The sequence below is a fragment of the Nosocomiicoccus massiliensis genome, from assembly GCF_002871345.2.
Lineage (GTDB): Bacteria > Bacillota > Bacilli > Staphylococcales > Salinicoccaceae > Nosocomiicoccus > Nosocomiicoccus ampullae_A.
In genome coordinates this window covers 933,315-955,936 of the sequence record NZ_CP136964.1, presented here as the reverse complement: position 1 = coordinate 955,936, position 22,622 = coordinate 933,315, and the positions used below count along the sequence as shown (strand labels likewise).

Below are 22,622 nucleotides of genomic sequence, written 5' to 3'. Positions count from 1 at the left end.
CCAACTTTATCTCTAATTTGATTTTATATGAACTCCTCCAAATTGCATACAAAAAAACACCGTATCCGATTCGGATACAATGTTTGAAACTAATCTTATTCTTCGCCGCTAAGTTTGACTAAGATTTTCGCTTGGCTTTTATCTTCAATTAGAGTGTTGAAACCTTTGTCGATAATTTCATCAAGCTCGATTTCACTTGTGATCATTGGGCTTGGGTCGATTTGACCTGATTCAATCATTTTCACAGTTGCTTCAAAAATGTCTGGCTCGTATCCAAGTGTAGAAGAAATTCTTACACCACTTGTTGTGAGTAACATTGGGTTGAAGTCGATTGCTCTTTCAAAGATAGAAACGATTGTTACCATACCTCTTGGACGAGTAGATTGAATCGCTTGTTCTAACGTAATCGGTACACCAGCAACTTCAAATGTACAATCTACGCCGTCTGGATAGAACTGGTGGATATACTCGATAGGGTCTTCTTTACCACTATTTAATGTGTGAGTTGCACCGAATTCTTTCGCCTTTTCTAAACGCTCATCTGATAAGTCGAATACGAAGATATCTCTCGCACCAGCCGCACGTGCAGCAAGTACAGTCACGAGACCAATTGGTCCTGCACCGTAAATCGCAACAGACTCTGCAAATTCCATTTCAGATTCACGAATCGCTTGTAACGCAACAGCTGTTGCGTTACAAGTGCACCGATTTTAAGTGAAGTTGAATCTTGTAATTTAACGATATTCTCTTTTGGAACAACGACATAATCAGCGAACGCACCATCACAACCAAGACCGATGAAAGTACCTTCTTTATAGAAGTCATATAACGGATTCGGGTGTAAGTTATTCGTTAACGCTGGATTTACACATACTTTATCTCCAACGTTTAACCCTTCAACACCTTCACCTAACTCCTCAATGACACCAGAAAACTCGTGCCCCATAACGACCGGACGCTCTTGACCAGTGATTGGGTTCGGTTCATCACCAGGGATGAAGATCGGGCCACCAAGATATTCGTGTAAGTCCGTACCACAAATACCCGTCCAAGCAACCTTAACTTTCACAAGACCATCTTGAACTTTAGGCTCTTCAACCTCTTCAATACGGACGTCTTTCGTGTCATAGTAAACTACTGCTTTCTTCAAAAACACTCCTTTTATATTTATACATCTATTATACCAAGTGAACGTTCATTATTATGCATAATAAGAAGAAAAAATTCGGCGATTTTGTGAGAAGTTAGAATTTTTGAGTGTGTTTAGGCGATTGATGAGTGGGGGAGCGGACTTTTATTCTTTTTAAATCGATGAAAAACTAGGGTTGCATGACAATATGGGACAAACTATCGCAAATCGATGAAAACCTACGGGGCTGGCGCGAATCGTCGGTGAAACGAACTTCCCGCCGACGCTATGAGACTTACCGTCGGCCAAATTTCTATTCGCCGACGGGAATCATCGAATCGTCGGCGAAATCTCGATACATCCATTTTTCGCCGACGATACTCGTTTTACCGTCGGTATTTTAAAAACTCACCGACGATAACCCCGTTAGCGACGGTGAAGGTTTCAGTTCACCGACGATAGGGGGTCATACCAGTTACGTCCATATAATTGTGTAAAATAGAAAAAAGAGCCATCGTATTCTCTGTTATAATTTAGTTACCAACAAAAATTAACAGGGAGAGAATACAAATGACTCAGCTTAATTTTACAGTAGATATGAAAAAAATTCTAGAGGATATCTCTGGAAGTAACCTTAATGAAATGATTAAAAGTCTTCCTTCTCTAGGTTTAAGCTTAGTGATATAATAATAAAAACTATGTACTGTAAGGAGATATTATGGATCATATAACCGCTCATAAATATAGTACTGCCAATAAAACGATGCTAGAAAGTGAAGAACGATGTGGATGTTTCTATTGTGTTAGTATCTTCTCACCGAGAGAAATAACTGAATGGAGCATAGATTATCGAGATAAGACAGCCATTTGTCCATACTGTGGTATCGACGCTGTCATAGGAGAATCGGTTGGATATCCACTTACAAAAGAATCATTAGAGAAAATGCACAATCACTGGTTCTAAACGAAAATATAATGCGAGACGATAGAAATGAAAATTCTATCGTCTTTTTTATTTGAAAAAGTAGAGGGCCGTATATCATTAAACGGGTATTTCATTTTGTGAAAGTAAATCGAAAAAATTAGGATCAATGCTTGATAACTCGATGAAAAACAATTGTCCGTCGCGAATCGTCGGTGAAACAGACTTCCCGCCGACGCTATGAGACTTATCGTCGGCCAAATTTCTATTCACCGACGGGAATCATCGAATCGTCGGCGAATTCTCAGGGAACCACTTTTTCACCGACGATACTCGATTTACCGTCGGTATTTTAAAAACTCGCCGACGATATCCCTGTACGCGACGGTGAAGATTTCAGTTCGCCGACGATAGGGCGCTCGAATATTTTTATAACTAATATCAATCTAAAATAGGTCAGATTTTTAATATACGTACAACATCATCTAAATTATTGATGTTTGAAGATGGACATATGAATCCCATTTGATTTAAAACTGCTTGGAAATCTATAGTTACTAATTCTTCGCTCAAGTTCATAAATTCTTTGGTAAGTTGATCTGCAAAAGTATTAAAATCTTTTGGTTCTAATAATAATTTCAGAATAAAAGTTAAACTTGCAACAGAAGAGTCAATCTCAGTTAAGTTCAAATACCCATCAAACTTAATGACATAAGGTTTTCCATATCTATTCTTTTTCTTAAAATTATAGAATCTCTCGTCATGCGCTAGTATATTTCTAAAAACACCTAATGTTTTTAAATAATTATCAAAGTTTTTCGGTGAAATTGGATAATTATGATCGAAAGTATCTGATACAAGCTTTCTTTCTCGGTGTTTCATATGCAAGTAAAACTTACTTGTTTCACCAAAAGTCATCGAGTTAACTAGTACCCATAACGGCACATAGTTATGCTCTTCTCTATAATGTTTAATATACGGTTGTACATTCTTAGATTTCCAAATATTATTCGTTAATTTGCTTATTAAATAATTTACATCTGTATTTTTTATACCATCATTATATGATGTGAAGTTATTCCTATGTAAATAATCATAGTCTTTATAACCAAAGCTCATAGAGAAATTATAAGCTATAGATGATTTGACTAGTTCTTCTATTCGTAAGATTTCATTCAAGTATAGACTACGTAGTCTTTTGTCGAACGTATATAATTCGTAAATCTCTTTTAAAGAGCTCCCTTTTATGTAAACTCCACTATTTTTATTTGATAAAAATAAGTCGGAATATCCATTGATTAAATTATAATAATTGCTCTCTTTATAATATTTAAATTATAATAAATCGGAAAAATATCTAATCCTCTTGATTTAAGTATCTTTAATTGTTGAACATGAGTTTTAAAAACCTTGTCTTGTTTAATCAATGCGTCACTCCTGATTTAAAAATTGTAAAATTAAAATCAATAAATTTGACAAAATATATCTATGTTATATAATTAATTTAGCAGACTGACCTTGTCATTTATGGCAAGGCTCTTTTTATATCTATACATAATTAAATATATTATACTAAAAAGTTGATTGAATTTGTTTATTAATTAGCCTTTCTTAAGTAAATAAGACTATTGCTTAGGAGGGGCTATTTTTCTATTAAAATTTAATATAGGGAGATCTTACAATGGCAGAAAAAATAAATACAAAAACGTTGTACCAAACATTATGGAATTCAGCTGATATTTTACGTTCTAGAATGGATGCGAACGAATATAAAGACTATCTTCTAGGACTTGTTTTCTACAAATACTTATCTGACAAAATGTTATATTACATATCTGAATTAATGGAGTCACCAACTCAAGATTTAAATGAAGCACAGCAAATTTATGAAGAAATATACAGTGACGATGAAGACCGTGAAGACTTATTATATGATGTACAAGATACATTCTCATATACAATTAAACCTGAGTTAACTTTCACAAAGCTAATGTCACAAATTAACGATGGTACGTTTGAATTAGAATCACTTGCTAGAGGGTTTAAAGATATCGAGCAGTCATCTGAAGCATTTGAAGATCTGTTTGAAGACATTGATTTATATGCACGTCGACTTGGAACAACAGATCATAAGAAAAACGAATTAATCGCATCAGTGATGAAAGAACTGTCTACATTAAACTTAACAGGTCACGCTGGTGACGTGCTTGGTGATGCTTATGAATACTTAATCGGACAATTTGCATCTGAATCTGGTAAAAAAGCAGGGGAGTTCTATACACCTCAACCTGTATCAGAACTAATGACTCGTATCGCTATTGAAGGTAAGGAAGATAAAGAAGGGCTTACTGTATATGACCCAACGATGGGGTCGGGTTCTTTAATGCTAAACGCGAAAAAATATTCAAATCATCCAGGAAAAATCTCATATTTCGGTCAAGAACTAAACAATACGACATATAACTTAGCACGAATGAATATGATTTTACACGGTGTACCAATTGCGCAGCAACACCTACATAACGCAGATACGTTAGATGCTGACTGGCCAACAGAAGAACCTACAAACTTTGATATGGTACTTATGAACCCACCATATTCAGCAAAATGGTCTGCAGAAAAAGGCTTCCTAATGGATAACAGATATTCTAGATATGGCCGACTTGCGCCAAAATCAAAAGCGGATTTCGCATTTCTATTACACGGATTTTATCACTTAAAAGATACAGGAACGATGGCAATCGTACTCCCGCACGGTGTACTATTCCGTGGTGGTGCAGAAGAAGCAATCCGTAAAAAATTATTAGAAGATGGATCAATAGACGCGGTAATTGGATTACCTTCAAACTTATTCTTTAACACATCTATTCCAACGACAATCGTAATCCTGAAAAAAGACCGTCCGAACCGTGACGTTCTATTCATAGATGCGTCAGCGGAATTCGAGAAAAAGAGAAATCAGAACCATTTAACAGAAGAAAATATCGAAAAAATTCTAGAAACATATAGAAACAGAGAATTCGTAGACAAATATGCTTACGTTGCAGAATTTGAAGAAATAAAAGAAAACGACTTTAACTTAAACATCCCAAGATACGTCGATACATTTGAAGAGCCAGAACCAATCGATATTAAAGCATTGTCAAAAGAAATGCAGGAGATAAATAAAGAGATCGCTGAAGCGGAAAAAGAATTCCTTGCAATGCTTGATGAGTTAGAAGTGACAGATGAATCAAGAGAAATCATCGAGGCGACAAGGGAGATGTTCAAATAATGATAAAACAAGGTGAACAGAGACTAGTGCCGAAGCTAAGATTCAAAGGATTCAGTGAAGATTGGGAGCAGTGTAAGTTGGGAGAACTAGGGAAAGATTATTCAGGTCTAACTGGTAAAACAAAAAAAGATTTTGGACATGGCGAATCTTTATACGTTCCATATAAAAATATATTCAATAATCATATTGTTGATGTAGATAATTTAGAAAAAGTGAATGTTAGCAGTAAACAAAATAAAGTTAAGTATGGAGATATATTTTTTACAATTTCTTCTGAAGTACCAGAAGAAGTTGGTATGTCTTCGGTAATAGGGAAAGATATCAACAATCTCTATTTAAATAGTTTTTCATTTGGTTTAAGGCCCTATGAAAAATCAGAATTAGATATGATTTTTTCTAGTTATTTATTCCGAACTTTAACCTTTAGAAAGAAAATGTATATACTTGCACAAGGAATATCTAGATATAATATTTCTAAAGCTAATGTTATGAAATTAGAGATTGCATTACCGAGTGTTAATGAACAGAAAAAGATTGGCAGATTGCTTTATAAACTAGATTCTATGATTACTCTTCATAATCTAAAAAAGGAAAAAATTGAAAAATTAAAACTTGATTTAGTAAGACGATTAGATTTTTCTTTAATTGAAGAAAGTGATGAGGTGGTTTTAGGGGACTTAATTGAAATAAAATCAGGATACGGCTTTAAAAGTGAAGAGTTTTCTAATAATGGTATTCCATTAGTTAGAATTTCAGATATTGACTCTGGAATCGTTAAGAAGCCAGGCACTTTCATAAAAGAAGACTCTAAGTACATAGATTTTCTTATCAAAAGCGGTGATTATTTAATCGCTATGTCAGGTGCAACTACTGGCAAAATTGGAAGATACACTTTAAATCATGATGCTTATTGTAATCAAAGAATAGGTATTATACGTGGTATAGAAAATAAAATAGATAATAATTATCTTGAATATGTTTTACACAGTTCCAAATTTCAGCACTATATATCTACACAATGGGGTGCTGGGGCTCAACCAAATATCAACTTAAAACAAATAAAGGATTACAAATTAAGACTACCTAAACTTTCAGAACAAAAATTAATAGGTAGCATTTTCGCAAATTTAAACAGACAGAAAGATATCCATAAAGTTGAACAACTTCTATCCCTCAAAGAGTTGTACCTAAACAAATTATTTATCTAGATTATAAATAACAAGCAAAACAATTCTTCAACCTTTACACTAAACCTCTAAAAACTATTTTGGAGGTTTATTTTTATGGTTAGAAAATTAAGTAAGAATCGTTTGTTTCACAGTTATTTTAAGGATTGGGTGGAACTCTATAAAGTTGGAGCAGTTAGGGATGTAACTTTAAATAAGTACAATATCACCTATCGTCGACTTAAAGAGTTAGCGCCTAATTTAAAGATATCTCAGCTGAACAGAATGACGTATCAAAAGTTGATTAATGATTATGCTTTAACCCACGAAAAACAGACGACAATGGATTTTCATCATCAAGTTAAAGCTGCTATTTTAGATGCTGTAGACGAGGGTTTAATTGAAAGAGATCCAACTAGAAAAGCAGTAATTAAAGGGAAGAATCCAGGTGATAAGAAACAAAAGTATTTAAACCAAAGTGAGTTACAAACTCTTATTTCTACTTTAGAACTTAAGAGTGTGATAAATAGAGATTGGTTTATACTACTCGTTGCTAAAACAGGACTTCGATTCTCTGAAGCACTTGCACTTACTCCAAACGATTTTGATTTTAAGAACCAAACATTATCAATAAACAAATCTTGGAACTACAAAAATAAGAGAGGTGGGTTTATACCAACAAAGAATGAGTCATCTAATCGTAAAATACAACTAGATTGGCAAACATGTATGCATTTTTCGAACTTAACTATAGGTCTACCAAAAGATAGACCAATGTTCATCAGGCGAAGAATATTTAACTCAACAATTAATGACTATCTAAAAAGAAAATGCACAGATGCTGGAATACCAGTAATTTCAATCCATGGACTTAGACATACACATGCATCGTTATTATTATTTGCAGGTGTATCGATTGCAAGTGTATCAAGAAGACTTGGGCACTCAAACATAACGACAACTCAGCAAACATATTTACACATTATTAGAGAATTAGAAAATAAAGACAATCATAAAATGATGCAATTCCTAGCGACTATAGTATAAAAAAAGAGTCCCAATGAAAATTGGGACTTTGATTAAATGAATAAATAGTTTAAGTATTCTTTCTTTAAATTTTCATATTTTTCAATAATATCTTTTTCTAACTCTATAAGAGTATTTATTTTAACAAATATGTTTGATATCTTTTCTAACTCATTAATATCGCTAGATATTTTTATAGTAATATCACTCATGACATTATTCATTAATTTTGGATTACCAACTCTAACGACCCATCTAGGAGTCTCTTTTTCTATAATTTTCGCTACTGCTTCACAAGCATAACCATCATCGGATATAAGAACGCCATTTACGTTTGTACTATAAAATTTACCTGATCTGAATTTAACCGTTCCAGCATTTGCACCATCTGTTGTCCACGTAATTGCAGTATCAAATAGGAAATCATGATAATAACCGAGCAGCCCATTATTATGTGTTTGTGATGAATATACAGGAAACTTATTATTATCAGTTTTAAATTTAGAAATTTTATCCACAGAAAGGACCTGCCCTCTTGTAACAGTAAATAAATCTTTTACTTTAAACATTTCCCAGTCATTATTAAAATTTGAAAATCTGACTAAAGGAGCATTACTTTTAAAGGCAAATAAGCACACTGAGTACGCATTCTCAAGCTTCTTAAGGAACTTTAGCTTTTTATTATGAAGAGTAATTAAGCTATCGATTAAATTGAAAAAAACTCCAATTTTATTTTGTTCATTAATAGAAGGTACCTTAGTAGTAACTTTATTAATATCACCTAAATTTATTTTTTTAGGAAAAGCAATATGCAAAGTTTTTCTCCATAACTCATTTTGTACATAAGAACTTTGTATATTTGATACAAGAAAAGAAGAATCAATATTCTTGGGTTTCAACAATGCTAAAGTTACATAATAAGCCATGTCACCATTTTTATCTATTAAACGCGGAGTCCCGACATCTCCAATTCTAGTTAAAAACACATCTCCTTTTTCAGGAAATTTATTTTTATAATTTTTATTATAAAAGTCCTTGGTTACGAACTTATTAGGTATTAAAGTATCTATATTTTCTACGCTTATAAAATTAATTCCTTTATCTACATATTCTGGAGTTTGATGAGTTCCATCAAAAACATCAGCTAAGTCTCCCAACTCTCGCTGCTCCCATGTAACAATGAAATGCTATATAAACATTGATTGTCACTATTCTCATATCATACTTGAATACCACCTATACGGTTTTTTATTCATTGATGTTATTGAATGATGTTTTACACTACTTATTAATAGGAAAATATAATCCCTCTAGTAATACTAAGTTATTAGGATTTCTTAATATTACTAGAGGGTTATTTTTTTAATAATTTTAAAGCATTTTTAAAATTGAAAGCTTAATTCTGAATGAAATAGAGTATTATAACTATGATTATAGAAAGTGGGATTATTACCTTATCTGCATTCATCATAGAATCAGATAATCTTTCAAATTCTTTATCTCCAGATTCATTCTTTTTTAAATTCAAATATTTTTTACCGAAATACAGGGCAGGTAAAATATTAATTAATAATAAGATTATTAAAACTGTTAAAAGCATCTAAAACCTCCTTTTTTTAAGTTTATTAATGATTTTAGTTCGCTTCACAATTACTTTATCGTCATTGATACGTGTTCTATTTTACACATATCCATCTTGCTCTAAGGCACTTATTACTTTTAAAACTGCCGGAGCCATTATGTCTGTGTTATTGATTGAGAAAAATTTAGCATCGGTTATTTCATTGTTAATTTTATAATCAAAATTTTCACCAGAGTAGAGAAAACAATTTAATAATACAGTTTCTTTAGTATTAGGATATGCAGGTCCTTCTATTGACTTCCAAAATGTTATTTCATTTTTCTTAATGTTTAAAGAAAGTTCTTCTTTTAATTCTCTTAGAAGTGTGTCGTCAAAACTTTCATTATCCTCAATTTTTCCGCCAGGTAGATAGTATTTATTATTATCATAAGATCTCACTAAAAATATGCTTTTTTCTTCGATATTTACTAAACATGCACAATTATAATTAACCAATTCACTCACTCACTTTGTTGATGATTTTTGTATACTTTTAACACTCTTTATTGTGATTTATACTCACTAATTCCAGAAAAAAACATGGGAGAAATTCATCTCCCATGTTTTATAAGTTTATATATAAAGTATCTTTAATTACTCATAATTTGGCCTTTGATTGCATATCCGTTTTCATTGAAGAAGAATCTGACGTCTTTCTTTCCAACTTCATAAACATATTCTTCGCCCCATGCTGATGGAGATGTGTAAATAGGTTCTCCATAAGTGCTAACTAACGCTTTTTTACTAACGGATTGACCATCTAATGAGAAGAGAACACCTTTCGCTTTATTTCCAGATACACTGTAAAGTGTTTGGTCATTTAAATCTTTTTGTTTTTTACCATTTTCATTTTTGGAAATTTGATATCCATTGATAGTAAAATTATCGTACTTCAATGATTCTTTAAAATTCTTGTCTAATATAAAATCACTTTGATATTCAGTATGACCTTCATAATTATAATAAGGTTCTACGTACTCTTCTGCTTGTGCTTCAGTTGTATTAAGTAGTTCGGGTGTTACAGAGAAACTCAGGGCAATACCACTCGCTAAAACAATTTTTGAAACTTTCTTCATAAAACCCCTCCTAATTAATTGGAATTACATTTTTATTATTACATACATGTTACAAAAAATCATTTGATATAAATGAACGATTTAATTATTTTTCTGATTAAGATTAAACGGTATGTATAAATCTACATAAACGTTAAATAGATTATATGTAATAATATAGTCACTAGGTATTTTATTTGAGGTGAGTGTATGAGGTTCACGGCTGAAGAGGCGATGGAGCGCAGTTTGATTGATGAATTGACGAAGAATGTGTCTCAGTGGACATATCGTGATGATTTACGGACTGAGGATGATTTGTGGGAGAATTTACGCCATAAGTTGAATATGAACAACAAAGCGGTCTTAGATGATGTGCCGCTTTCTGATAAGGAGTTTGAGCAAGTTAAGAACGAACTGAGTTTCCCGAATTTTTATCGTGCGGCTGAGTTTTTAGCGGGTGAAAATGGGATTGCGAATGTGCGTGTCGTTCGTGATGATCCACGTGTTGGTGAGATTCGTTTAATGGCCATGAATAACCGTGATATCGCAGGTGGTTCGTCTTCTTATGAGATTATTAATCAGTATCAAGCGAGTAAGACGAGTAGTACAGATCGTAATCGTATTTTTGACGTGACATTATTAATTAACGGGTTACCGATGATTCATATCGAACTTAAAAATCGTTCGACGTCTTACATGGATGCATTTAGACAAATTGATAAGTACTCTGGTGAAGGTAAGTTTAAAGGGATATTTTCTTCGATTCAAATGTTTGTTGTGACAAATGGTGTTGATACGCGCTATATTGCGGCAGCACAAAAAGGGAAATTGAACTCTAAGTTTTTAACACGCTGGGTGGATGAGAATAATAAGCCAGTGAATAACTATTTAGATTTTGCGAAAGATGTACTATCGATTCCACAGGCACATAAAATGATCGGACAATATTCTGTATTAGATAGTGAGAGACGCTCGATTATTTTACTAAGACCTTATCAGATCCATGCGATTGAAGCGGTTCAAGAAGCATCTAAACTTCATGAATCTGGATACGTGTGGCATACGACAGGTTCTGGTAAAACATTAACGTCTTATAAAGTCGCAAGAAACTTACTACTCATGAATAGCATTGAAAAAACGATATTCATCGTTGACCGTGTGGACTTAGATCAGCAAACGGGAGACTCGTTTAAATCTTATTCAGCAACTGACGTTGTGTCGATTGATGATACGGATAACGTAAATGATTTAATTAAAAAATTATATTCGAAAGATAAGACCGTCATCGTTACGACGATTCAAAAATTAAATCACGTTATGCGTCGTTATGAAGGTAATGAAGATAGTCCAAAGTGGAAATCGATTCGAGGTAAGAAACTCGCATTTGTTGTGGATGAGTGCCATCGTGCAATATCACCGAAAAGACAAATGGAAATCGAGAAGTTTTTTAGAGAATCATTATGGTATGGATTCACTGGAACGCCAATATTTGAAGAGAATGCTAAAGAGGTGTTTGCCGATCTTCCACGTACAACAGAAGAGCAGTATGGAGATTGTCTGCACAAATATACTGTAAAAGAAGCGATTCATGATAAGGCAGTACTCGGTTTTCAAATTGAATATAAGAGTACATTTACAGAAGACGAATTAAGAGATCATGTGGATCGACAATATAACGGTACTATTACGGACTTTGATGATTTAGAACCAGTAGAACAAGAAGAACTAATTAAAAAAGAAGCATTTGAAACAATCGGTCATAAATTAACAGTTATCGACCAAATTGTTAATAAATCGCGTCATAAATTTGGTATGCATAATGAGATTGGAAAACAATATAGTGCGATATTAACGACTTCATCGATTGCGAGTGCTCAAGATTATTATCGTTTATTTAGAAAAGTGATCAACGATGAATCCGAAGTTAAAATTTCAGAACAAGTGAAGAAACGACTTCCAGATTTCCCGAAAGTTGCGATTACGTATTCTATTTCAGAAAACGAAGAGCATTCGTTTAAAAATCAAGAATACATGAAAGAATCGATGGAAGACTATAACGAAATGTTTGGAACGAACTTCACATTAGACCAAATTGGTGCGTATAACAGAGACGTGAACCATCGTCTTGCAAGAAAACAAGACAAGTATAAGTTCAGAGAAGAGCAGTTAGACTTAGTCATTGTTGTAGACAGATTATTGACAGGATTTGATGCACCGAGTTTAGCTATTCTATTTATGGATTGTTATCCGATGCCACCGCATCATTTAATACAAGCCTTTTCTAGAACAAATCGTTTATATGATGAAGGTAAAAAATACGGTCAAATTATGACGTTTAGAACGCCATATACTTTTGAAGAAAAGGTGAAAGAAGCACTCTTCTTATATTCAAACGGTGGAGAATCATTTGTACAAGCACCGAAATGGGAAGAGGCATTTGATAGTTTTAAAGAAGCGTTCGATGAATTAATGCATATTGCACCGAATCTAGAAAGTATCGATTTATTAACAGAGATTACGAGTAAGAAGATGTTTGCAAAAGCATTCCAAGCGTTTGATAAGAAGTTCCAAGAGCTTCAAGTATACTCTGATTACACCGAGGAAATTGCTGAACAATTTGGAATTACGAATGAGAAGCTGGAAGACTATACTGCGAAATATAATAACATAATCGAGGAAATTAAAGCAGAATCAGGTGAAGACGATGAAGACGACGATATCATCATCGACATTGCATACGAAATAAATTCAGTTTCAAAAGATACAGTCAACCATGAATATATATTAGGGCTTATTCAAAGTGTAATGGAAAGTCGTATTACTCAAGATGAATCAAAAGAACGAGTCGAAGCAAAACAGTCAGAAATTGAATCATACATTTCAGATTTAAAACAGTCGAATGAAAAACTCGGGTATCTCGTTGAAGAACTTTGGAAAAATATTAAACAAAATCCAGAGAAATATGATAAAGAAGACGTTCTGATTCTTTTTGAACAACTGAAAGAAGAAGAAAAAGAGAGTGTTGTAAAAAACTTTGCGTATAAGTACGCTGTAGACGAGAACGATTTAATGTTTGTCGTCGATAACTTTAAAGTCTCTTCAGATAATCAATTAGGAGAAAATGACTTGATTAAATCAAGAGATTATCAAGCATATAAATCAAGAAACGAAGATGCTGTAAAACCTATGAAATATCGTCGTAAGCTGAAAGAAAATTTAAAAGACGTATACATTAAAGAAATCGCACCGCTATATGAAAGGTAAGGAGTGAGTACAATCGATAGAGGGATTATTTACGTGATGTCGACAGCTGTCCCAGGTCTAGTTAAAATCGGTAAGACAGGCGTTGATAACTTCGAAAATCGTATGAACTTTCTTGAACGGAATGGATATTTTAACGTCGTCGCTTTAGACAGAAAGTTCGCTATTGAAGTTGAAGATTATCATGCAAAAGAAGTACTGCTAGATGATATTTTTAAAAAGAGTAAAGTTTCTAATTCAGAACTATATGCTTTGGATATTGATTTAGTCATTCAATTACTTTCATCATTTGAAGGCAGACAAGTATTTCCTATAGAAAAGTCTAAAGAAGAGACATTTGATGATGCAACTAAAGAAGTAGAAATGAAAAGAGATACTTCACTTATCCCTGATGGTGAATACGTATTAAATAGAAGAGTAAGAGGTTTCGGTGAAGTAAGGGGTATAGCTCGTGTTGAAGACGGTGTCTTTACAGTGTTAAAAGGAAGCCTTTGTGCACCGGATGGAGATACCTCACATTTAAATGAAACAAGAAGACTCGCGCATATAGTTGATAATATTTTACAAGAAGATGTCATTTGTACGTCACCATCAACAGCAGGCTTTGTAATTATCGGCAACCAAAATAACGGCTGGATGGAATGGAAAACCCGTGATGGAAAACCATTAGATATATTTAGAACTAAAAAATAATATATTCAGAAGCTAACATCCAGTTAGCTTCTTTTTCATTTCTGTAATTTTATAGCACTTCTTTGCTACACTATCCCTATATACAATTTTGGAGACGATGTTTATGAAAATTGGTGTAATTTCTGATTTACATGTTGATAGATATCATAATGATGAAATTAACGAATCGACGTTTCTACGTGAGGTTTCTAATGAGGTGCGCCGTCTTTCGCTTGATTTACTCATTATCGCGGGCGATATTTCGAATGATCATATAAAGTCACAGCAGTTTACTCAAGCGATTGAAGGTGTGACGGGTGTGAAGGTGATTTTTATCCCCGGGAACCATGATTTTTGGAATGCGAGCGGAGATGATAAGTCGTCGTGGGAGATTTACGATTATTTTAAGCACCAGCCGAATTCTCTCTTGGAGAAACCGTATATTATTAACGATGAGTGGGCAATTGTCGGGAGTCCTGCGTGGTATGATTATTCGTTTGCGAGCGAAAGATTTTCTTATGAGGAGTTAGAGCGTCGCGCGTTTAAAGGTGGTCATTGGCAGGATAAGTTTAATATTGACTTTAAAATCTCAGATGTAGACGTTGCGAACTATTTTGCAGAACTTACAAAGAAAGATCTCGAAAAAGTGAAAGATAAAAAAATCATCCTCGTTACACATGTTGCAACAAATAAAAAGTTCCGTGTGCCGATGCCTCATAAAATATTCGATTATTATAATGCATTTATGGGTACAACAAAATATGATGATTTTTATAATGAATATGATATTCGATATAGCGTTTCAGGCCATATTCATTTTCGTCATAACTTTATAGAGAATGGCGTCACATTTATATGTGCGTGTCTCGGTTATAGAAGAGAATGGAGAACGAAAGTAATCACAAAAGAGATACGTGATGCGATGTATGTCATTCAAATCTAGGACAGAGGAGGACTATTTTCTTTTAAAGAGTGTGTAAACTCGCTTATTCGATTTGTAAAAAATAAAAACGCTTAAAATTTTGAGTATTTTAGAAAGAGGTAAGTAATCATGAAAGCGAAGCTATTATTTTTATCTGCTGCTATAGTGATGTTAACTGCATGTCAGTCACCGACCGATGACAAAGTCGAAGATACTTCAGCTAAAAAAGATGAAAAAACTGAAGAAACGACTCAAGAAAATACGTCAAAAGAAAATGAAACAAAAAAAGATAATGCAAAAGAAAATACAAGTAATCAAACAGATACGCTACAAAAAGACGCTACTAAAGGTGAAGTGACGACAGAACACTACTCAAATGTCGTTGATGGTATTGAAGTAGATATTGAGATTACTGCAGACAAAGAAAATGATATTCTTTTAACTCTACATCAAGTTGAAAAAATCCCGTATGAATACTATGACTTAAAAAATGAAGAAGAAGCCAATCAACTTGTTGATCAAGAAAATGCCTATCATGATCAATTACTATCAGACCTTCCGGATGACGTCGCAAAAGTGACTGCAGAAAACCTTCCAGACGAAAAAGCTTTAAAGTATGATAAGTTCTATAACTACTCTGACCCAGAGAACGTCCAAACATTTATAGCGTATGATATCGTTGAGGGTAATGGAACAGAAGAAACTGTCAGCTATGAGTCATTCATCGAGTCATTAAAAGAGCTTGGAGTGATTGAAGATGATTCTGCTTCAAATTCTAACATAGATAAAAAAGCGCTAGACGAAAAAGTACTACTCGTTGCTGATAAAAAAGATGTTGAGAAATACGACAAGTATTATTATGAAGCAAGTAATGATGTAGAAGATTTTTATAAAATGTATGTCGTAGATACTGAGAAAGATCAAATACTCTATGAAGTACAGATGTCTGAAGTTGCATACAAAGATATAAATGTTGAAAATAAAAAAGATGCAGAACAATTGATAGAAGAAAAGAGTAAAGAGTTTGAAAAAGCATTAAACGGAGTTCCTAAGGATATAGCAAGTGTTGAAATTGTTAACGATGAAGAAAGTGAAATGATAAAAGTTTTCCACATCGTAAACTACGATTCTCCTGAAAATGTTAAAGCATTAGCAGATGCGAATGTAGTAACGGCAGGTTACAATGGTACAGATTTTGTAAGCCATTCACAAACAGTAGAAACTCTTAGTAAATCGGGTGGCTTGAAAGAAGTAAAATAAGATGCGGTAATACTGAAAAAGGATAAGTTCTTCTGGACTTATTCTAATACATAATATTTTATCGTATAATAGATAGAAATGAAAAAGGGAGATTTTAATAATGAAACTAAGAACGATACTATTATCTTTAATGGTTATAGTACTTGTTGCATGTAATAAAGGTCCATCAGATCACGTGTTTACAGGGACGATTGACGACATGGACGTTCAGTCAACAGTAGTCGTTGAAGGTGACGATATACAGTCAGAGCATCTCGTATATGAGTTGTCTTATGAAGCAGGCGGTATCGAAAATGACGATGAAGCAAAAGAAGCAGCAGAGGTTCAAAGAGAAACATATGAAAGACTTGCAAGTAACGCACCCGACGGAGCTGTTAAAGTGAATGTCGAAGTCGATGAAGAAAAACAAGCAATCATCATGACATTTGACTTAGATTATACAACACCTGAAAATGTTCAAGGATTAATCGAAGTTGGTTTCCTTGATGGTGATAAATCAGCGTCAACAGTAAGTTTTAAAGAAACGAAAGAACAATACGAAGCAGACGGTCTAAAAGAACAGGAATAATCGATTGTGTGTGTTTTATCAACAGCGTAATAGCTGTTCGTATATAAGCAATTTATGTTACGATATAACACGTACAATGTTAAAAGGTATGTGCTTATATTGAAGATTATTAAAATAATAACTTTACTCGCTCTAGTACTCGTGCTCACTGCATGTGTGTCTTCTAAAAAGTCCGTATTCACTGGAACATTTGAAGAGTATAATCGTACAGTGACGGTATATCATAAAGACAATGTGGTAACAAAAGAGATTTACGAAACGACCGCACCTTTAAAATACTGGGGCTATGAGACGACAAAAGACGCGAGAGAGTCATTACAAGATGAAAAACAAAAACTAAAAGAAAAATATGAAAAATTACCACGAGGGACTGTGAAGTTTGACTTTACAGTGAATGGTGATGATACAATCACTCAAAAGATGGTCATCCTTTATGATGATAAAAAACTCCGCGCACTTATTAAAGAGGGTATCGTAAATGAACGCGCTGAAATGAGTGACGGGAAAATTAGTTTTAATAAGCATAAATTCATTTTCGAGCGAAATGGTTTAACGCTAGAAGAATAAAACACGTGTGTCTCACCATAGAGACGCACGTGTTTTTATTATTTTACTTTTATTTCTTCGTACTTGTTAAACCATTCTGGGTACGCCTTTTTAAAGTTTACTGGACGAAAACCAGTTTCTGTCTTTTTACCGACGATACATGTCACTTCACCGTCCGCACACGTTTCACGTGCTTCATTGACGATTTCGAATCCGTACGTCACGCGAATTCCGGTGTTCTTTTCTACCCACGTACGTACAAATGCACGGTCGCCGTATATAATCGGATTTTTGTACGTAATATTGACGTTGTGAATCGGTGCAACGAACCCTTCTTTTTCCATTTCAACATAACTAAACCCGAGATCTTCAATTAATTGAATTCTACCAAGCTCTAGCCATTTTATATAATTTCCATGGTACATGACACCCATCATGTCCGTATCTGCATATAATAATTGGATTTCAGTTTCAGCAACGTATGCCATATGTGTTGACCTCTTTTCGGTTATAAAAATAAATTTGGATATTTATAATATTATCATATCGAAATGTAAGGTGTGATGCTTTAAAAAAGAATAAAATAAGAGTTCTTCTTGACTCACCAGATGTTAAATGTCTTATAATAGTATGTTATAAAATTACAAAAGGAGAGAAAATTTTGACAGACAATGAAGGTAAACGGTTAACAAATGTATTTAAAGTCTCTGTAGTAGTCGTCCTTCTGCTTGTATTGATAGGTGTATTTTTCCCAGAGGAGTTTGGAAATATTGCTGGAAAAATAGCGAATGCAATTTCAGTCAATCTCGGCTGGTACTATATGATTATTATGACAGGATTTATCTTTTTCTGTATCTTTTTATCGCTCAGTCCTATCGGAAAATTAAAGCTCGGTAAGCCCGATGAAAAGCCAGAATTCAGGACGATTTCTTGGTTAGCGATGTTATTTAGTGCAGGAATGGGAATTGGTTTAGTGTTCTATGGTGCGTCTGAACCAATTAGTCACATGGTGAATCCTTCAACTGGTGAAGGTGGAAAAGATCAAGCACTCGAAGCAATGCGTGCGACGATCATGCACTGGGGGATTCACGCTTGGGCAGCGTACGGAGTAGTTGCGCTTGCATTAGCTTATGCAGCATTTCGTAAAGAGGAGAATGGTCTAATCTCTAAAACATTACGTCCAATCTTTGGAGATAAGGTGGATGGATGGCTTGGAACGATCATTGATGTTCTCGCAGTCTTCGCCACAGTCGTTGGTGTTGCGGTCTCTCTTGGTGTCGGTACACTTCAAATTAACGGGGGACTCACGTACTTATTTGGAATTCCAAACGGATTCTCCATTCAACTTATCATTATTATTGTTGTTACAATTCTCTTTTTACTCAGTGCATATACAGGGTTATCTAAAGGGATTCAATTGTTAAGTAATACTAATATGGTGCTTGCAGGAATTTTATTTTTAATCGTATTAATTGTAGGTCCTACACTTGCGATTTTCACAATGATGACTACGTCAACGGGGGTCTATTTACAAGAATTTATGTATCAAACTTTAGACTCAGGTTTTAATAACCCTCAGAAATCTCAATGGTTGCAAGACTGGACGATTTACTACTGGGGTTGGTGGTTGAGCTGGACGCCATTTGTAGGTGTATTTATTGCACGTGTGTCTCGAGGGCGTACAATTCGAGAATTCGTCCTAGCAGTTATGCTCGTACCAACATTAATTGCGATTGTTTGGTTTAGTGTATTTGGCACGACAGGAATGAACATCGCATTACAATTCCCAGGGATAGCAGAACTTGCACCAGAAGAGCAACTATTTGCGATATTCGATAAGCTACCACTTGGTACGTTACTATCGGTGATTGCGATTTTCCTAGTTGCAGTATTCTTTATAACGAGTGCAGACTCAGCCACATTCGTTCTTGGTATGCAGACATCTAATGGTTCATTACAACCATCTACAATCATGAAAGTCATATGGGGTATTTCTTTATCTGCAATTGCAGTTGTATTACTACTTGCAGGGGGAGAAGAAGCACTAAGTGCGATTCAGTCTGCTGCGATTATTGTCGCATTACCGTTTAGTGTCGTCATAATTTTAATGGTAATTGCGTTCTTTAAAGATGCAAATAACGAACGTAAATATCTCGGTCTTACAATTCGACCAGACGAGAAGCAGATGAAAGAGTATCTATCAAGAACGCCACAAGAGCATAGTCAAGATATATTAGACTATATCGATGAAACAAGCGACCAAAAAGGTATATAAAAGGAATCACCATACGGTGGTTCTTTTTTCTTTGTCAAAATTTACACACCACCAGTGATGACTTGAAGTAGTTATGGTACTATTGACGTAACTAGGAGTGAGGCAATGCGTACGATTAAAAAGATTTTGCTATCTTTTTTACTCATACCGGCTGTGCTACTGTCACCGATGACAGCAGTCGCAAATGAAACGTCGGTCAGCCCGTACTTAATGGATATGATCGATGTACGATTAAGTGAAAATAGTGAAGAAAATGAAACACATGTAAATAACATCATCAGTCGATTAAATCGAATTGACCAGCGTATTTTAGAAAACGTATCTCAGAGTGGTGTCACGATAATACTATCGGATTTACCGATGACGGAGTTCCCGGAGTTTAGTAATTTAAAAGGTGTCGTACCACGCGGACATACTGATACGTGGGATAACATACCAGGGCTCGGAGGATTCCAGTCGTATGTAAGAGTCGGAGCGAGTGAACCTGGAATTAAAAATAATCACGGTGACGTGAATTTAGAATTACACGAGTTTGGACATATCGTCGACAGCTTTTTAGTCGACGGGATGACGATATCTAATGAAGAAGAATTCGTTCAAATTCATGCTGAAGAATATGAAAAAATGTTCCCAGGGCAACCGTATTTTAAATACGTCGAAGAGTATTTTGCAGAAAGTTTTGCGTATTATTATTTAAGTCAAGATACGCGTAATATACTATCATCACGCGCTCCAAAAACGGCAGCATTTTTAGAAAATATGCACCGTAAAGTGTTTACGATTACTGACGTAAAAAGCGATGGTTTTTCATTATCATGGGATGATTATAGTGGAGAATATTATAACGTGATTGTTAATGGTTCTGTCGTTCACAGGACACAAGATTTAACAGCAGTCGTCGATGGACTTGAGCCGAGCACGCTTTACGAGGTGGCTGTTGAAGTACGTGATAAAAACGATAACGTCATAGACAAAACGTACGTCGAATCGATTTATACGACCGCAAAAGCAAACGTCGAGACAGACCGTTTGAGTGCGTTACTCGTTGAAGTTGGAAAAGTGCCTGAGAGTAATATCACACCAGAGTTAAGAGAAGCGAAAAAAGAAGCGGCGAGTATTTTACAGCGCATAGTAAATGAAGATATTTCGCAAGAAGAAGTCGACGATGCGACGGCTAACTTAAGTGACGCATATCAAATCTTCCAGCCAAGAATTATGGAGAAAAATATTCAAGGTGAAGAAAACACGTTTACAAGTGAAACGTCCCACGTCAAAACAATGCCAAAACATATGACGTGGATCGTAATTTTAAGCGTCTCAGTCGTGCTTATTTTATTAGCAATCGTTTATTTATATTATTCAGGTCGAGAAGAAGATTAAAAACAGTTACGATTTTGATGTGCTACCCAAAAGTTGGACTTTTGGAATTATGCAGATTGTAAGGTATGTTTCCTGAATTCTTCAGGAGACATGCCTTTTAATTTTAGCTTAATTCTATCTTTATTATAGTATCTAATATATTCATGTACTGCGATCTCTAATGCTTCATATGTCTTGAATACTTCTCCATAAAACATTTCCTGCTTTAATAAGCCAAAGAAGTTCTCCATCGGTGAATTATCTAAACAGTTTCCTTTACGTGACATACTCATTGTTGCACCATATTCTGTTATGGTATTTCCCCAACTACTATGCTGATAATGAAATCCTTGATCCGAGTGAACAACTAATTGGTTTAGATTGTGTTGGTGTTCCTCAAGTGCTTTATTTAAAGGATTTATAGCGATTGCTAGGTTTGGTGAACGACTTAATTGATAGGCAATCACTTCAGAGTTATAACAATCCATAATCGTTGATAAATATAGTTTCTTGCCTTTGATAGGTAACGCAAACTCTGTGACATCTGTGACCCATAGTTGATTAAATGTTTTCGGCTTAAAGTTACGCTTTACCTTATTTGGAGCGACTTTTCCAACTTGTCCTTTATATGAACTGTAACGTGTTCTCGATTTGTTTTTGAATTTTTGACATAGTAAATTATAGGTTTTCATAATGCGTAACAAGCGCTTATGATTCACCACAATTTGTTCTCTGTTTTCGAGTATCGCTTTGATTCTTCTGTAACCATATCTACCTTTATGTTTTGATACAATTTCTTTAATTTTATTTACTAGCCATCGATCTTTTTGTTTCTGATCATCCATATGTTTTATCCAGTAGTAATATACAGACTTCGGTAGCTTCAACACTGTTAAAATCTCTTTTAGTGTATAAGTCGTTTCTTGCCTTACCTCAAGCGCTACTTTCGTTTTTTGTCTGTTGGATCTGTCGGTAAGGCATTTAACTTTTTTAGAATGATATTTTCCAGTTCTTTCATTCTTAGTTCTTCTCTTAGACGTTCTAACTCTTCGCGTTCTGTTTCATTCAGTGGTTCACTCTTCGATACTTGTTTTTGGTTATTTTCTTTATTAGGCATATGTTTTATTGGTCTCCCTTGTTTGCCCTCTAGAGCAGCTGGGCCACCTTCTTGAATCTTGCGATTCCAGTTAGCGATTGTTGAAAAATGCTTGATACCAAAGTGTTCCGCTGTTTCTCTATAAGACAATTGATTTTCTTCTCTATATTTTAAAACAGCTCGCTTAAATTCACTAGTATATTGAGTATTACTTAGAGATTTAGTGAGGCCCTGATAGCCATATGTGTTGTATTGTTTTACCCATGTTTGAACAAGCGATCTATCCACATTATGCTTTTCACCTAAAAATTTATATCCTCCTGCTTCATTTAAATATTCATTAACTACTTTTACCTTAAATTCAAAGCTATGCTTTTTATACTTCATACAAAAACACCCCTAAAGTTGGATTTTAGTGTCCAACTTTAGGGGTGCACCTCATTTTCGTAACTGTTTTTTATTTGTGGAGG

18 protein-coding genes and 3 pseudogenes are annotated in these 22,622 nt (G+C 34.4%); 12 read left to right on the top strand and 9 right to left on the bottom strand.

Features of this window, described 5'->3' with window-relative positions:
- Nucleotides 1–95: 95 nt before the first annotated feature.
- Nucleotides 96–1,150: pseudogene (locus tag CJ229_RS05035) on the bottom strand (2,3-butanediol dehydrogenase).
- A gap of 697 nt (nucleotides 1,151–1,847) precedes the next feature.
- Between CJ229_RS05035 and CJ229_RS05030 the strand changes: the two are divergent.
- Nucleotides 1,848–2,093, top strand: coding sequence for a cytoplasmic protein (locus CJ229_RS05030; protein ID WP_102167846.1), 246 nt, complete (start codon nucleotides 1,848–1,850; stop codon nucleotides 2,091–2,093).
- A 414-nt stretch (nucleotides 2,094–2,507) separates the two neighbouring features.
- Here CJ229_RS05030 and CJ229_RS05025 read toward each other — a convergent pair.
- A pseudogene (locus CJ229_RS05025) lies at nucleotides 2,508–3,362 on the bottom strand (Abi family protein); the annotation flags it as partial.
- A 370-nt stretch (nucleotides 3,363–3,732) separates the two neighbouring features.
- Here CJ229_RS05025 and CJ229_RS05020 point away from each other — a divergent pair.
- From CJ229_RS05020 to CJ229_RS05010, 3 genes are all read left to right on the top strand, one after another.
- On the top strand, nucleotides 3,733–5,325 hold the full coding sequence (locus CJ229_RS05020) for a type I restriction-modification system subunit M (RefSeq protein ID WP_102167848.1): 1,593 nt from the start codon (nucleotides 3,733–3,735) through the stop codon (nucleotides 5,323–5,325).
- Nucleotides 5,325–6,533 (top strand): restriction endonuclease subunit S, encoded by a 1,209-nt coding sequence (locus CJ229_RS05015; protein ID WP_317846514.1) that lies wholly within the window; start codon nucleotides 5,325–5,327, stop codon nucleotides 6,531–6,533. The genes CJ229_RS05020 and CJ229_RS05015 overlap by 1 nt, the downstream gene beginning before the upstream one ends.
- A gap of 75 nt (nucleotides 6,534–6,608) precedes the next feature.
- Nucleotides 6,609–7,538 (top strand): site-specific integrase, encoded by a 930-nt coding sequence (locus CJ229_RS05010; RefSeq protein WP_102167850.1) that lies wholly within the window; start codon nucleotides 6,609–6,611, stop codon nucleotides 7,536–7,538.
- A gap of 32 nt (nucleotides 7,539–7,570) precedes the next feature.
- Here the strand turns inward: CJ229_RS05010 and CJ229_RS05005 are convergent, their stop codons facing one another.
- From CJ229_RS05005 to isaB, 4 genes are all read right to left on the bottom strand, one after another.
- Nucleotides 7,571–8,698: a restriction endonuclease subunit S gene (locus CJ229_RS05005; protein WP_317846633.1), complete on the bottom strand. Its 1,128-nt coding sequence runs from the start codon at nucleotides 8,696–8,698 to the stop codon at nucleotides 7,571–7,573.
- 215 nt (nucleotides 8,699–8,913) lie between these two features.
- A complete protein-coding gene (locus CJ229_RS05000; protein ID WP_102167852.1) occupies nucleotides 8,914–9,117 on the bottom strand; it encodes a hypothetical protein in 204 nt (67 codons plus the stop codon).
- An 81-nt stretch (nucleotides 9,118–9,198) separates the two neighbouring features.
- Nucleotides 9,199–9,594: an NUDIX domain-containing protein gene (locus tag CJ229_RS04995; protein WP_180953423.1), complete on the bottom strand. Its 396-nt coding sequence runs from the start codon at nucleotides 9,592–9,594 to the stop codon at nucleotides 9,199–9,201.
- 134 nt (nucleotides 9,595–9,728) lie between these two features.
- A complete protein-coding gene (gene isaB / locus CJ229_RS04990; protein ID WP_102167854.1) occupies nucleotides 9,729–10,214 on the bottom strand; it encodes an immunodominant staphylococcal antigen IsaB family protein in 486 nt (161 codons plus the stop codon).
- Between the two features lie 189 nt (nucleotides 10,215–10,403).
- Here isaB and CJ229_RS04985 point away from each other — a divergent pair, with 189 nt between their 5' ends.
- The 6 genes from CJ229_RS04985 (at nucleotide 10,404) to CJ229_RS04960 (ending at nucleotide 17,443) form a co-directional block, all read left to right on the top strand.
- Nucleotides 10,404–13,457 (top strand): type I restriction endonuclease subunit R, EcoR124 family, encoded by a 3,054-nt coding sequence (locus tag CJ229_RS04985; RefSeq protein ID WP_317846513.1) that lies wholly within the window; start codon nucleotides 10,404–10,406, stop codon nucleotides 13,455–13,457.
- A 3-nt stretch (nucleotides 13,458–13,460) separates the two neighbouring features.
- Nucleotides 13,461–14,147 (top strand): DUF4357 domain-containing protein, encoded by a 687-nt coding sequence (locus CJ229_RS04980; RefSeq protein ID WP_210391816.1) that lies wholly within the window; start codon nucleotides 13,461–13,463, stop codon nucleotides 14,145–14,147.
- A 103-nt stretch (nucleotides 14,148–14,250) separates the two neighbouring features.
- Nucleotides 14,251–15,069 carry a metallophosphoesterase gene (locus CJ229_RS04975; RefSeq protein ID WP_102167856.1) on the top strand — a complete coding sequence of 273 codons (819 nt, stop codon included), beginning with the start codon at nucleotides 14,251–14,253 and terminating at the stop codon, nucleotides 15,067–15,069.
- A gap of 108 nt (nucleotides 15,070–15,177) precedes the next feature.
- Nucleotides 15,178–16,308, top strand: a complete 1,131-nt coding sequence (locus tag CJ229_RS04970) for a hypothetical protein (RefSeq protein WP_070709622.1) — start codon at nucleotides 15,178–15,180, stop codon at nucleotides 16,306–16,308.
- A 100-nt stretch (nucleotides 16,309–16,408) separates the two neighbouring features.
- Entirely contained in the window at nucleotides 16,409–16,876 is a 468-nt protein-coding gene (locus CJ229_RS04965) for a DUF1307 domain-containing protein (protein ID WP_102167857.1), read from the top strand.
- Nucleotides 16,877–16,975: 99 nt separating this feature from the next.
- Nucleotides 16,976–17,443 (top strand): DUF1307 domain-containing protein, encoded by a 468-nt coding sequence (locus CJ229_RS04960; RefSeq protein ID WP_180953424.1) that lies wholly within the window; start codon nucleotides 16,976–16,978, stop codon nucleotides 17,441–17,443.
- A 38-nt stretch (nucleotides 17,444–17,481) separates the two neighbouring features.
- On the opposite strand, the gene CJ229_RS04955 is transcribed toward CJ229_RS04960, so the two are convergent.
- A complete protein-coding gene (locus CJ229_RS04955; RefSeq protein WP_040928576.1) occupies nucleotides 17,482–17,910 on the bottom strand; it encodes an acyl-CoA thioesterase in 429 nt (142 codons plus the stop codon).
- Nucleotides 17,911–18,083: 173 nt separating this feature from the next.
- Between CJ229_RS04955 and CJ229_RS04950 the strand changes: the two genes are divergently transcribed.
- Both CJ229_RS04950 and CJ229_RS04945 read left to right on the top strand, forming a co-directional pair.
- Nucleotides 18,084–19,697, top strand: coding sequence for a BCCT family transporter (locus tag CJ229_RS04950; RefSeq protein WP_419181874.1), 1,614 nt, complete (start codon nucleotides 18,084–18,086; stop codon nucleotides 19,695–19,697).
- Nucleotides 19,698–19,802: 105 nt separating this feature from the next.
- Nucleotides 19,803–21,077 (top strand): anthrax toxin lethal factor-related metalloendopeptidase, encoded by a 1,275-nt coding sequence (locus tag CJ229_RS04945; protein ID WP_102167860.1) that lies wholly within the window; start codon nucleotides 19,803–19,805, stop codon nucleotides 21,075–21,077.
- A gap of 47 nt (nucleotides 21,078–21,124) precedes the next feature.
- On the opposite strand, the pseudogene CJ229_RS04940 reads toward CJ229_RS04945, so the two are convergent.
- Both CJ229_RS04940 and CJ229_RS04935 read right to left on the bottom strand, forming a co-directional pair.
- Nucleotides 21,125–22,027 (bottom strand): annotated as a pseudogene (locus CJ229_RS04940) (IS3 family transposase); the annotation flags it as partial.
- Nucleotides 21,997–22,539 (bottom strand): helix-turn-helix domain-containing protein, encoded by a 543-nt coding sequence (locus CJ229_RS04935; RefSeq protein ID WP_102167898.1) that lies wholly within the window; start codon nucleotides 22,537–22,539, stop codon nucleotides 21,997–21,999. The pseudogene CJ229_RS04940 and the gene CJ229_RS04935, both read right to left, overlap by 31 nt.
- Nucleotides 22,540–22,622: the final 83 nt, after the last annotated feature.